The following is a 12,046-nucleotide window of genomic DNA, read 5'->3' on the forward strand; positions in this document are numbered from 1 at the left end:
TGCGCGCCCTGGACATACTCGGACGTCCAACTATAGGATGACCGCATGACTCGTGAACTGACCCACTTCGTCGGCGGCAAGCACATTCCCGGTTCGTCCGGCAATTTCGCCGACGTGTTCGATCCCAACACCGGAGCAGTGCAGGCCCGAGTTCCTCTGGCCGACAAGGCCGAGACCGAGGCCGCAATCGCGAACGCCGAGGACGCTCAGCGCGAATGGGCGCTACAGAACCCGCAGAAGCGTGCGCGGGTGCTGATGAAGTTCCTTCAGCTCATCAACGCCGACATGGACTCGCTCGCCCGTCTCCTGTCCTCCGAGCACGGCAAGACCGTCGCCGACGCCAGGGGTGACATCCAGCGCGGACTCGAGGTCGTCGAGTTCGCCACTGGAATTCCGCACCTGCTCAAGGGCGAATACACCGAGAGCGCCGGCGGCGGCATCGACGTCTACTCGATGCGTCAGCCGCTCGGCGTCGTCGCCGGCATCACCCCGTTCAACTTCCCCGCGATGATCCCGCTGTGGAAAGCCGCTCCGGCCCTCGCCTGCGGTAACGCCTTCATCCTCAAGCCGTCCGAGCGCGACCCGTCGGTGCCGCTGCGCATCGCGGAACTGTTCCTCGAAGCGGGTCTGCCGCCCGGTGTGTTCAACGTCGTCAACGGTGACAAGACGGCCGTCGACGTACTGCTGACGGACGAGCGGGTCAAGGCCGTCGGTTTCGTCGGCTCGACTCCGATCGCTCAGTACATCTACGAAACGGCAGCGCAGCACGGCAAGCGCGCACAGTGCTTCGGCGGCGCGAAGAACCACGCGATCGTCATGCCCGATGCGGACCTCGACGGCGTTGCCGACGCGCTGATCGGCGCCGGTTACGGATCCGCCGGCGAGCGCTGCATGGCCATCTCCGTCGCTGTCCCGGTGGGAGAGGAGACAGCAGAAGCCCTGCGGTCCAAGTTGATCGAGCGTGTGAACAAGCTGAAGGTCGGCCGCAGCGACGACGAGGGCGCGGATTACGGTCCGGTCATCACGCAGGCTGCACTCGATCGTGTCAACGACTACGTGCAGATCGGCGTCGACGAGGGCGCAGACCTGGCCGTCGACGGTCGCGGTTTTTCCTTGGAGGGTCACGAGAACGGTTTCTTCGCCGGGCCGTCGCTGTTCGACCGGGTCACCCCCGAGATGCGCATTTACAAGGAGGAGATTTTCGGGCCCGTCCTGCAGATCGTCCGCGCCGCCGATTACGAAGAGGCGCTGCGACTTCCGTCCGAACACGAGTACGGCAACGGCGTCGCGATCTTCACCCGCGACGGCGACACCGCGCGTGACTTCACCGCGCGCGTGAACGTCGGCATGGTCGGCGTCAACGTGCCCATTCCGGTCCCGATCGCGTACCACACCTTCGGCGGTTGGAAGAGGTCCGGATTCGGCGACCTCAACCAGCACGGGCCCGATTCGGTCCGGTTCTACACCAAGACCAAGACGGTCACGTCTCGCTGGCCGAGCGGTACCAAAGAGGCAGCGGCCGAGAACCACTTCGTCATTCCGACGATGGACTGAGCGGGCATGTCGGGCAACATATTCGAGCTCTCCGGCGACGAGCGGGCGATCAGCGACACCGCACGCGACTTCGCTGCCGAGTACCTGGCGCCGCACGCCATCGAATGGGACCAGGACAAACACTTCCCCGTCGACGTTCTACGCAAGGCCGCCGCGTTGGGAATGGGCGGGATCTACATCAAGGAAGACGTGGGCGGCTCCGACCTCACGCGCGTCGACGCGGCGCGGATCTTCGAGCAGCTGGCCGTCGGTGACCCGTCGATCGCCGCGTACATCTCCATACACAACATGGTGACGTGGATGATCGACACCTACGGCACCGACGAGCAGCGCACCAGGTGGGTTCCCGCCCTGTGTTCGATGGACCATCTGGGCAGCTACTGCCTCACCGAGCCCGGCGCGGGTTCGGATGCCGGTGCGTTGTCCACCAAGGCCGTTCGCGACGGGGACGACTACGTCCTCAACGGGGTGAAGCAGTTCATCTCCGGTGCCGGCACGTCCGACGTGTACGTCGTCATGGCACGCACGAGCGCCGACGGACCGCGCGGGGTGAGCGCATTCGTCGTCGCCAAGGGCACCGACGGGCTGTCGTTCGGCGCCAACGAGAAGAAGATGGGGTGGAACGCCCAGCCGACCCGACAGGTCGTGTTCGAGGACGTGCGCGTTCCCGCCGCCGACATGCTCGGAGCCGAGGGCGAAGGCTTCCGCATTGCCATGAACGGCCTCAACGGAGGACGTATCAACATCGCGGCGTGCTCGCTCGGTGGTGCGCAGGCCGCGTTCGACACAGCCGTCGCGTATCTCGCGGATCGGCGTGCGTTCGGAGCCGGTCTGCTGGAGAAGCAGGCGCTGCAGTTCCGGCTGGCCGACATGCGTACCGACCTCGAGGCGTCTCGCACGTTGCTTCTGCGTGCCGCTCATGCGCTGCAGGCGAACTCGCCGGACAAGGTCGAGCTGTGTGCAATGGCCAAACGGTTCGTGACGGACACCTGCTTCGCCGTCGCCAACGACTCGCTGCAGATGCTCGGTGGCTACGGTTACCTTGCCGAGTACGGCATCGAGAAGATCGTGCGCGACCTTCGAGTGCACCAGATTTTGGAAGGGACCAACGAGATAATGCGAGTCGTCATCGGGCGCTCCGTGGTGGGAGCGGCATGACGGATGTAGTTTTCGACGTCTCCGACGGCGTCGGCACCATCCTGTTGAACCGACCGAAAGCCATCAACGCTCTCACTCACGACATGGTCCGCGAGATCGACGCCCAGTTGATCGAGTGGGAGTCGGATTCGGCTGTGCGCGTGGTTCTTCTGAAGGGCGCCGGCGATCGTGGACTGTGCGCCGGCGGTGACATCGTCTCCATCTACGAGGACGCACGGTCCGGTGGCCGCGCGAGCGCGGACTTCTGGCGCGACGAGTACGTGATGAACTCTCGCATCGGTCGGTACCCGAAGCCGTTCGTGGCGATCATGGACGGCATCGTGATGGGCGGGGGAGTGGGCATCGCGGCGCACGCCTCCGTGCGCGTCGTCACCGAACGTTCCAAGGTGGGTATGCCCGAGGTGGGAATCGGTTTCGTTCCCGACGTCGGCGGCACCTGGTTGTTGGCGCGCAGCCCCGGACAGACCGGTGTTCACGTGGCGCTCACCACGGCCCGGATGTCGGCGGCCGACGCGATAGCGACGGGTTTCGCCGATCACCTGGTGCCGTCCGAGTTGCTCGAGGAGTTCGAGAAGGCGCTGCGCACAGGCAGTGTCGACGATGCGGTGTCCGGGTTCGCTCGGACGCCTGACGATTCGGCGTTGATGGCACAGCGAGAGTGGATCGACGATCTCTATGCCGGAGACGATGCATCCGACATCGTGAATCGATTGCGCGAGAGCGGAATCGACGAGGCCGTCGATGCAGCGAACGCAGTGGAGAGCAAGTCACCCACGTCGGTGTCGGTCACACTCCGATCGATTCGCCAGGCCGAGCGGACATCGTCGCTGGAGACAGTGTTGAACCAGGAGTATCGAATCTCGGTGGCGTGCTTGTCGTCTCCGGATCTCGTCGAAGGTATCAGGGCGCAGGTGATCGACAAGGATCGGTCGCCGTCCTGGGCGCCCGCTACCTTGGCCGAGGTGACGAGCGGGGACGTCGACCGGTTCTTCGCTTCGCTCGGTGACGCAGAGTTGGACCTAGCCGAACCAGACCAACAGTAAGGATCGTCATGACCACGACCATCGGATTCATCGGCCTCGGACACATGGGTGGTCCGATGGCCGCCAACCTTGTTGCCGCCGGCTACGACGTGCACGGGTTCGACCTCGTGCCTGCGTCGCTCGAACAGGCCGAGAAGGACGGCGTCCGTCTCGCCGCCTCGGCAACCGATGCCGCGACCGACGCGGACGTCGTGGTCACGATGTTGCCGAACGGTCGCCTCGTCCTCGGTGTGTACGACGAGGTCCTCGCCGCCGCCGCACCGGGCACTCTGTTCGTCGACTCGTCGACGATCGATGTCGCGGATGCGCGGCAGGCCAACGCATCTGCGGTCGCGGCCGGATTCGCGGCGCTCGACGCGCCGGTGTCGGGCGGCGTCGGAGGTGCTACCGCGGGAACGCTGACCTTCATGGTCGGCGGTGCGGAGGGCGACTTCGCCCGCGCTCTTCCACTGCTCGAGGTGATGGGCCGCAAAGTCGTGCACTGCGGCGCGGCCGGGAACGGGCAGGCGGCCAAGGTCTGCAACAACTTGATTCTGGGCATTTCCATGATCGCGGTCAGCGAGGCCTTCGTGCTCGGCGAAAAGCTCGGGCTCACCAACCAGGCGCTGTTCGACGTCGCCTCCACGGCGTCGGGGCAGTGCTGGGCTCTGACCACCAACTGTCCGGTGCCCGGGCCGGTGCCCACCTCTCCCGCGAACAACGATTACAAGCCCGGCTTCTCGGCCGCGCTGATGACGAAGGACCTAGGGCTCGCGGCGAATGCGCTGCGCGACAACGGCGTCGAGGGGGAGCTCGGTTTGCTCGCCACGTCGATCTACGAGAAGTTCGCCGAGGAGTCCGGCGGGCAGGACTTCTCGGCCATCGTCAACGCCATCAGGGAGCGATCAGCGTGAGCGAGTACGAGACCATCCTGACCGAGACCCGTGGGCGCGTCGCCCTGATCACGCTGAACCGGCCGAAGGCGCTGAACGCGCTCAACTCGCAACTCATGCACGAGGTCGTCGCCGCGGCCCGCGCGTTCGATCGTGACCGCGGCATCGGCGCCATCGTGATCACGGGATCCGATCGAGCGTTCGCCGCCGGCGCCGACATCAAGGAGATGCAGTCCAAGTCCTACATGGATGTGTATCTGGACGACTTCTTCGCCGAGTGGGATGCCCTCGCCGCGGTGCGGACACCGACGATCGCAGCGGTGGCGGGGTACGCGCTCGGTGGCGGTTGCGAACTGGCGATGATCTGCGATTTCATTCTCGCCGCGGACACTGCGCAGTTCGGTCAACCGGAGATCGCTCTCGGTGTGATCCCCGGAATCGGTGGCTCACAACGTCTCACCCGTGCGGTCGGGAAAGCCAAGGCGATGGAAATGTGCCTCACCGGACGCAAGATGGACGCGAACGAAGCTGAGCGGGCAGGGCTCGTCTCCCGCGTGCTCCCCGCTGCCGACCTCCTCGACGAGGCCATGACGGTCGCTGCGAGCATTGCGGAGAAGTCGCTGCCCGTCGCGATGATGGCCAAGGAAGCGGTGAATCGCGCCTTCGAAACCACGCTCACCGAGGGAGTTCGGTTCGAGCGCAGGGTGTTCCATTCCACCTTCGCCACGGCCGATCAGACCGAAGGGATGACTGCCTTCACCGAGAAGCGGACACCGGTGTTCGAGAATCGCTGACGCTCACCAGGAACCGCCCTCGTCGAAGTCCCCGGCCTCCCGCCGGGTCCGCGCGAGAATGCGGACGAGGGTGTCGAGATCCTCGTCTGCAATGCCGGGTTTGCCGAAGACGCGGTCGTTCAGTTCCTTCGTGGCCGAGATCGCAAGAGCTCGTCCCGCGTCGGTGATCTCGACCAGAGTGGTGCGTCGGTCCGTCGGATGCGGAACGCGGCGCGCGAGATTCGCGGCTTCGAGGCGGTCGACCGCATTGGTGACACTCGTCGGGTGAACCTGAAGGCGTGCACTGGCTTTCGCCATCGGGAGCGAACCGTTCTTCGTGAACGTCAGCAGGGTCAGCAGCTCGTACCGCGCGAACGTCAGTCCGGTCGGTTTCAACACCTCTTCGACGCGCGACATCATGATCTGCTGAACCCGCATGATTGAGGTGACGGCGGCCATGCCGTCGGCAGCCTTCTTCCAGCCGTGTTTCGTCCACTGTCGATGTGCTTCCTCGATCGGGTCGAGCGGGAGCTTCGGTGCGGACGCCATAGGTCGATCATCCCACGCCGACTACCCGGTTCGCGGGTATCCACCAAGACATCAGAAGTCCCATCAGCAACACCTATCACTTTGGTATCAGTCCTGCATCGAACCGCTACGACGGCGAAATCCCGTGTTCCACTCCCTGTGCACACGATGTCTGTCCGTTTCACCGAGGGAGTCACACACATGCGTCACCATCGATCGCTTCGACGAACGGTCGCGGTTCTCGCAATCGCGTCCGCCGCACTCGCCGTCCCGGCCACGGCCACGGCCACGCCGACCGCAACCGGTGTGGCCGCTGCCGCGCAGGAGGCCATCGCCGCCGCGGGAACGGCCACCGACGTTGCCGGACCGGCCGATCTTCTCGGTCTCGTCGATACCGCGAACAAGGGCCTCGAAGGGCTCGGGCTGACGCCGTTCTTCTACCCGACCGGCGCACTGAACTGCTCTGCCCTCCCCGGTACTCCGTTCGGAATCGTTCCCGCAGTTGCCGGAGCCGCGCCCGGTCCCTACGCGATTCCCGGCTTGCCCACGGTTCCCGGTGTGGACACCAACCTCGTCGGCAAGGGTGAGACCCTCTTCGCCTTCGTGCCCGCCGGCGTCGTGAACGACGCCGCGGACAAGACCGGAATGCAGGTGGCGTGGTTCAACGTCAACACGTTCCAGGGCGGGTTCGCCGACATGGGTGGCGTCGGCGAAACGCTGATGGGCACCCTGCTCGCTCGGGTGCCGGCCCAGTTCAAAGCAATCGCCGAGGGCATTCTCGCACCCGTCGTGAACGCGATTCCGAGTGCCGGTGTGCGTCTCGCGCCGGTCGAGACCGGATCCGGAACCGTCCTCGCGGCGGTCTTCGGCCAGGTCACGCACGACGGCCAGACCTGCGCCTTCCTCCCGACGATCGGCCTGACCCAGGTCGGCTGACCGTCGGACAGTCAGCGCGCGGCCTCGGAGTTCTCCGGGGCCGCGCTGCTGCGTCTGGCCTCCACCGCCGACGCAACCAGAGCGACGGCCGCGAGAACGGCGACAGCAGCGGCGAACACGATGCCGGCGGTCTGCAGGCCCCACGACCGGGCGGCGACGCCCTCACCGATGACCGGCACCGAGATCGCCACGTAGGCCACGACGAAGAACGTCGACGTCACCTCGGCTTTGCGCTCGGGCGGCGTCGCCCCGGCAACCGCCGCCAACCCCGTTCCGAAACCCAGTCCCTGGCCGATCCCCGCGATGATCCCACCCGCGACGAGGGCGACGAGAGACGACGTGGACAGCGCCAGCATGATCAGGAGCATTCCCACTACCAGTGCAGCGCAACCGGATACGAGCGCTGCGTTCGTGTCGAGGCGTCGTGCGGCAATCTGGGCGACGGCCGACGCTGCGAACACGAGAAACACCACGAGTCCGGCGACGAAGTGGCTGCTGATGCCGATGATCGACGACAAGAACCCGGGTACCACCGCTGTGCACAGACCGAGGACGGCGAAGCCCGCGACCGCGGCGATGGCTGCGCGGACGAACAACGGCCGCGTCTCGGCGGGAACGGACAGCCGCTGCAGTGCGGGCCGGGCTCCCTGCTGCACGTCGACGGTCTCGGGAACCATGAACACGGCCACCGCCCCGATCGCCAGGAGCACCAGGTGCACCACAAACGACAGATGCAGTGGGTAGGGCAGGAACTGCACCAGCACGCCCGCAACGAGAGGGCCCAGTCCGAGCCCGCCGATGTTCGCGGCGGTGGCAATCGAAGAGGCCCTGTCCTTCCACGAGTCCGGGGCCATCTCGATGACCGCGGCCGTCGCCGTTCCGGCGAAGATCCCAGCCGACAGTCCCGACAGGAACCGACCTACGAGCAATTGCCAGACAGGTCCTGCGGTCACGAACACGACGGCACTGGCAGCTGCGAACGTCACCCCGAGGAGCAACATGGGCCGTCGGCCCAGGCTGTCGGACCACCGCCCGAACGCGATGAGCGCGACCAGCACTCCGCCCGCGTACGTCGCGAAGACGATCGTCGACGTCAGAATCGAAAAACCGAGCTCTTCGCTGTAGAGGGCGTACATCGGAGTCGGGATCGTGGTCCCGAGCATGACGACGGTGAAGGTGTAGACCAACGCCGCACAAGCCGCTGCGCGGTTGGTCACGCGCGCGTCAGCCGGTACGTCAGGGTCGCTGCTGTCGCGGCGACGATCGGAACGGTCCACCAGTACTCCTGCCAGCCGACTTCGGCGAGAGCGAAGACCGTACCAACGGCCAGCAGAGTGCGCAGCGCGACCTTGTTGTATTCACGCGGGACCGCAGCGGACGGCCGGATCCACCGATAGGCAGCGAGCATCCCGAGAGTCACCGCCGTCAGGTGACCGACGGCGGTGAAGTCGTGGTCCACCGCCACTGCAGTGAGCGTGACGGCGAACCACATCGCGGCCCACGGAGCTCGGTACGCGCGGGGCAAAGCCCAGGTGAGGGCGCCTATGACGGCGGCGGCGCCGTAGCTGACCCCGACATCCTCGGCGCGCACCACGCTCATCGGCACGCTTCCGTGTCGTACCGCGAAGAACAGACCGACGGCGACCAGCAACGTCGCTCCGATGTGCCCGAGGGCGAACAACGCGAACAGTTTGCGGCTCTGCCACACGATCTCCGCCACGGCGAGAAGACACACCAGGCCGGGCAGCCATACCCACGTCGCGCCGCCGTCGGTGACGAACGCGCTGACGATCAGCGTTCCGACGTGACCGTGCGTGAGATTGTGCAGATTCGTGCTGGCGAGCAGGAGAAAACGATCCTGCGCCGAGTCGCTCAACTGCGACAGACCGACCGACGCCGCGATGATCAACGACGCATACACCGTGGTCACGCGGACGGACCAGAGCGCCGACGCGACCCGACGGACGGTCGCACCGGGCATCGCGCGGGGCGCGAGCACCGACTCGGTCGCAGCGGTCACGGCGGTGCTCCTCATCAGATGTCATTACCCGAGCTCGAGAGTATGCAACCCTGCGGCCGCGTCAGTCATTCCCAGCTGTGAACCGGCTGTGGGTTCAGGTTGCTGCTGGTTCAGGCTACGGTCGTCGGCGTGGAGTCATTCGAGGCCGAAGGGGTCGTCGGTTCTGTCGATCGCCCCGCCGATGGTGCGCGGGCGGCAGTGTTGCTCGCACACGGCGCCGGCGGTGATCGCGAGTCGAAGATTCTGCTGTCCGTATCCGCTGCGCTGACGGCGCGAGGACTGCTGGTGGCGCGCATCGATCTCCCGTTTCGGCAGCGTCGGCCGAAAGGACCGCCGTCGCCGTCCGGGGCGGCCGGTGACCGCGCGGGGATCGTGGCCGCAGCAACGGCGTTGCGAGCTTTGGCGGGAGACATTTCGTTGGTGATCGGCGGACAGTCGTACGGCGGCCGTCAGGCGTCGATGGTGGCGGCCGAGGGCTGTGGCTGCGGGAAGGGCGGAGGCCGGCCGGATCGCCTGGCCGACGGGTTGCTTCTGCTGTCGTACCCGCTGCACCCGCCGGGGAAGCCGGAGAAGATGCGGACCGAACACTTCCCGCAGTTGCGGACCCCGGTCGTGTTCGTCCACGGCAGCAGCGACCCGTTCGCCACCGACGCCGAACTGGCCGCCGCCGTCACCGCTATTTCCTCGCCGGTGCACGTGGTGAACATTGCGGGCGCCGGTCACGACCTCGCGCCTGCGAAGAAGCCCACCGGGGTTCTCACTGCCGACGCGGTGGTGGACTACCTGCTCTGATCCGCCACGGCTCGCGCGAAGTTGCTGGTGGGTGCGCAGAGATCGGCGACGGCCTGCAGGTCGTCCAGTTCGTCCGCATCGAGCAGCGGTTCGACCAGGACGACACGGGCACCGGCCTTTTCGAGTGCGGCGCGCGTCAGATCTCCGGTGTCCGATTGCGACATCGGCACCGATCCCACCGGTACCACCCACGTCGGGTTCGGTACACCGAGCACCCACCACCCGCCGTCGAGCGCAGGTCCCAGCACGCAGTGCTCGGGGAGATCCAGCAGTGCTGTGCACACCGACGTCAGCAGTGCCGGTGTGACCTGAGGAGTGTCCATACCGATCTGGACGATGGGGTCGCCGTCGAACGCATCGTGGTGCGCGTTCACCAGGCGCGTCGCGAAGTCGTCACCACGTTGATCGACAACGACGAACTGCGACAACGCTTCTCGTACCTCGTCGCTTCGGGCCGCGTCGGCCAACTCCCCGGTCATGGCCACCACGCGCCGGTGGGCGGGGGTGCTGGCCACCGCAGCCAGCGTGTCGAGAAGCGCGGCAGCGGCGATCCCCGCCGCCGCCTCCGCGCTCATCGCCTTCATCAGCCGCGTCTTCGCCAGTCCGGGCACCGGCGCCTTCGCCACCACCAGAAGGGTGACGGCCATGTCGTCGGTCACGGAATGGCCTTCCAGAAGTCCCAGATGGCGATTGCGCTGCCCTTCACCGATCCCGACACCTTCGATTTGCCTGCGGTGCGAGGCCGATACGTGATGTCGCGTTCGACGATCCGCCAGTTCGCGCGCGCGGCGAGGACGAGCAACTGCAGCGGGTAGCCCGACCGACGGTCGCTCACTCCCAGATCGAGCAGCTGTTGTCGCCGGCACGCTCGGACCGGACCGATGTCGTGCACGTCGATGTTCAGCCGCTGTCGTAGGCGTGCAGCCAGAACCGTGTTGCCGACCCGTGCGTGCCACGGCCACCCGCTCGCGCGGACCGCCCGGCGCCGACCCACCACGAGATCGGCGTCGGCCAGGGCGTCGACCATCGAGACCAGTTCACCCGGATCCATGGACCCGTCGCCGTCCAGTACGCACACGATGTCGGTGTCGGCGGCCACCACGCCCGCGTGCACTGCGGACCCGTATCCCGGTACGCGCTCGTGTACCACGCGTGCGCCGTGTGCGCGGGCGACGTCGGCGGTGCCGTCGGTGGAGTTGTTGTCCACCACGAGCGCGGTGAATCCCGGCGGCATCGCGGCCAGAACGCCCGGCAACGACCCGGCTTCGTTCAGGCACGGAATGACCACTGTGGCAATCACTGTCGTCATCTAAACCCTCGGCGGGCCGGCCGATGCGGCGTCGCGCAGCGGAGCCGACGCGAACCGTACGAGACCGTCGTCGGGATGCACGGACGCCTTGAACCCGATCAACTTCTCGGCGCGGTCACCGCTGGCCACGATGTGCCGCACGTCGCCGGGGCGGAACTGGCCGGTGACGACCGGCTCGGCGCCACCGTGCGCGGCCGCGAGAATGGACGCGACCTCGCCGATCGAGATGGGATTGCCGGAGCAGACGTTGAGGGGAGCGAAACCGGACAGCCCGATGTTCACCGCGGCGAGGTTGGCCGCCGCCACGTCGCGGACATCGACGAAGTCGCGCATCTGCGTTCCGTCCTCGTACACCCGTGGTGCCTGCCCGGCTTCGAGCGACGACCGAAACATCGCTGCCACACCGGAATACGGGGTATCGCGCGGCATGTGGTCACCGTAGACGTTGTGGTACCGCAGCGCCGTCACCGAGCTGCCGGTCGCGAGAGAGAACGCCAGTGCGAAGTGTTCCTGCGCGGTCTTGCTCGCGGCGTACAGGCTCCGCGGTTCGAGGGGTGCGTTCTCGCTCACGATGTCCCACGTGAGCGGCTCGTCACCCACGGGACAACGGTTGTCGAACATCCCGTTCTCGAGGTCCTCGGTGCGGCGGGGGAGTGGGCGTACGGCGCCGTGTGTGTCGCATCGATAGTGCCCCTCGCCGTAGACGACCATCGACGACGCGAGAACGAGTCGGCTGCAGCGGTTCTCGGCCATGGCGGCCAGCAGGACGGCCGTTCCGAAGTCGTTGTGACTGGCGTAGGCGGGCGCGTCGGCCATGCTCACGCCGGCCCCCACCACGGCTGCCTGATGACAGACCACGTCGACTCCGGCCATCGCCGTCGACAGTTCGGCCGGCGAGCGGACGTCGAGCCGGTCGATGCCGTCGACTTCCCGGGGGGCCTCACCGTGCGCGGACGCCAGGAAGGCATCGGACGCGATCACGTCGTGACCGTCCGAGCGCAACGCGGAGGCGATGTGCCCGCCGATGAAACCTGCTGCCCCGGTCAGAAGTACGCGCACTT

The 12,046-nt window shown here is 66.6% G+C and carries 13 protein-coding genes; 7 read left to right on the forward strand and 6 right to left on the reverse strand.

What is annotated here, in order from left to right; translation table 11 throughout:
* Positions 1-45: 45 nt before the first annotated feature.
* The 5 genes from IEW02_RS06790 to IEW02_RS06810 are packed head-to-tail and all read left to right on the forward strand — an operon-like array spanning position 46 to position 5,421.
* The gene (locus tag IEW02_RS06790) at positions 46-1,554 is read left to right on the forward strand and encodes a CoA-acylating methylmalonate-semialdehyde dehydrogenase (protein WP_188543861.1); all 1,509 of its coding nucleotides are present in this window, start codon (positions 46-48) and stop codon (positions 1,552-1,554) included.
* 18 nt (positions 1,555-1,572) lie between these two features.
* Positions 1,573-2,712 (forward strand): isobutyryl-CoA dehydrogenase, encoded by a 1,140-nt coding sequence (locus IEW02_RS06795; protein ID WP_188544081.1) that lies wholly within the window; start codon positions 1,573-1,575, stop codon positions 2,710-2,712.
* Positions 2,709-3,755: an enoyl-CoA hydratase/isomerase family protein gene (locus IEW02_RS06800; RefSeq protein WP_188543862.1), complete on the forward strand. Its 1,047-nt coding sequence runs from the start codon at positions 2,709-2,711 to the stop codon at positions 3,753-3,755. Before IEW02_RS06795 ends, IEW02_RS06800 begins: the two co-directional genes overlap by 4 nt.
* Before the next feature lie 8 nt (positions 3,756-3,763).
* On the forward strand, positions 3,764-4,648 hold the full coding sequence (gene mmsB / locus IEW02_RS06805; RefSeq protein ID WP_188543863.1) for a 3-hydroxyisobutyrate dehydrogenase: 885 nt from the start codon (positions 3,764-3,766) through the stop codon (positions 4,646-4,648).
* On the forward strand, positions 4,645-5,421 hold the full coding sequence (locus IEW02_RS06810; protein ID WP_188543864.1) for an enoyl-CoA hydratase: 777 nt from the start codon (positions 4,645-4,647) through the stop codon (positions 5,419-5,421). The genes mmsB and IEW02_RS06810 overlap by 4 nt, the downstream gene beginning before the upstream one ends.
* A 3-nt stretch (positions 5,422-5,424) precedes the next feature.
* Here IEW02_RS06810 and IEW02_RS06815 read toward each other — a convergent pair whose 3' ends face one another.
* Positions 5,425-5,949, reverse strand: a complete 525-nt coding sequence (locus IEW02_RS06815; protein WP_188543865.1) for a MarR family winged helix-turn-helix transcriptional regulator — start codon at positions 5,947-5,949, stop codon at positions 5,425-5,427.
* A 180-nt stretch (positions 5,950-6,129) separates the two neighbouring features.
* Between IEW02_RS06815 and IEW02_RS06820 the strand changes: the two genes are divergently transcribed.
* A complete protein-coding gene (locus tag IEW02_RS06820; RefSeq protein WP_188543866.1) occupies positions 6,130-6,864 on the forward strand; it encodes a hypothetical protein in 735 nt (244 codons plus the stop codon).
* Positions 6,865-6,875: 11 nt separating this feature from the next.
* On the opposite strand, the gene IEW02_RS06825 is transcribed toward IEW02_RS06820, so the two are convergent.
* Positions 6,876-8,144: an MFS transporter gene (locus IEW02_RS06825; protein WP_371829920.1), complete on the reverse strand. Its 1,269-nt coding sequence runs from the start codon at positions 8,142-8,144 to the stop codon at positions 6,876-6,878.
* Positions 8,078-8,884 (reverse strand): rhomboid-like protein, encoded by an 807-nt coding sequence (locus IEW02_RS06830; RefSeq protein WP_188543868.1) that lies wholly within the window; start codon positions 8,882-8,884, stop codon positions 8,078-8,080. The genes IEW02_RS06825 and IEW02_RS06830 overlap by 67 nt, the downstream gene beginning before the upstream one ends.
* Positions 8,885-9,013: 129 nt before the next feature.
* Between IEW02_RS06830 and IEW02_RS06835 the strand changes: the two genes are divergently transcribed.
* Positions 9,014-9,676: an alpha/beta hydrolase family protein gene (locus tag IEW02_RS06835; protein WP_229745815.1), complete on the forward strand. Its 663-nt coding sequence runs from the start codon at positions 9,014-9,016 to the stop codon at positions 9,674-9,676.
* On the opposite strand, the gene IEW02_RS06840 is transcribed toward IEW02_RS06835, so the two are convergent.
* Genes IEW02_RS06840 through IEW02_RS06850 form a run of 3 tightly spaced genes read right to left on the reverse strand, consistent with a single transcriptional unit; the run spans position 9,664 to position 12,044 of the window.
* A complete protein-coding gene (locus IEW02_RS06840) occupies positions 9,664-10,323 on the reverse strand; it encodes a TIGR04282 family arsenosugar biosynthesis glycosyltransferase (RefSeq protein ID WP_188544083.1) in 660 nt (219 codons plus the stop codon). The genes IEW02_RS06835 and IEW02_RS06840 overlap by 13 nt on opposite strands.
* An 8-nt stretch (positions 10,324-10,331) precedes the next feature.
* Positions 10,332-10,985 (reverse strand): glycosyltransferase, encoded by a 654-nt coding sequence (locus IEW02_RS06845; protein ID WP_188543869.1) that lies wholly within the window; start codon positions 10,983-10,985, stop codon positions 10,332-10,334.
* Entirely contained in the window at positions 10,986-12,044 is a 1,059-nt protein-coding gene (locus IEW02_RS06850; protein ID WP_188543870.1) for an NAD-dependent epimerase/dehydratase family protein, read from the reverse strand.
* Positions 12,045-12,046 lie beyond the last annotated feature (2 nt).

This window comes from Rhodococcoides trifolii, from assembly GCF_014635345.1.
GTDB classification, from domain to species: Bacteria; Actinomycetota; Actinomycetes; order Mycobacteriales; family Mycobacteriaceae; genus Rhodococcoides; species Rhodococcoides trifolii.

Coding starts and splice junctions, on each gene's coding strand:
- IEW02_RS06840 (WP_188544083.1), bottom strand. CDS start 10,323: ATGGCCGTCACCCTTCTGGTGGTGGCGAAGGCGCCGGTGCCCGGACTG.
- mmsB (WP_188543863.1), top strand. CDS start 3,764: ATGACCACGACCATCGGATTCATCGGCCTCGGACACATGGGTGGTCCG.
- IEW02_RS06845 (WP_188543869.1), bottom strand. CDS start 10,985: ATGACGACAGTGATTGCCACAGTGGTCATTCCGTGCCTGAACGAAGCC.
- IEW02_RS06820 (WP_188543866.1), top strand. CDS start 6,130: ATGCGTCACCATCGATCGCTTCGACGAACGGTCGCGGTTCTCGCAATC.
- IEW02_RS06800 (WP_188543862.1), top strand. CDS start 2,709: ATGACGGATGTAGTTTTCGACGTCTCCGACGGCGTCGGCACCATCCTG.
- IEW02_RS06790 (WP_188543861.1), top strand. CDS start 46: ATGACTCGTGAACTGACCCACTTCGTCGGCGGCAAGCACATTCCCGGT.
- IEW02_RS06815 (WP_188543865.1), bottom strand. CDS start 5,949: ATGGCGTCCGCACCGAAGCTCCCGCTCGACCCGATCGAGGAAGCACAT.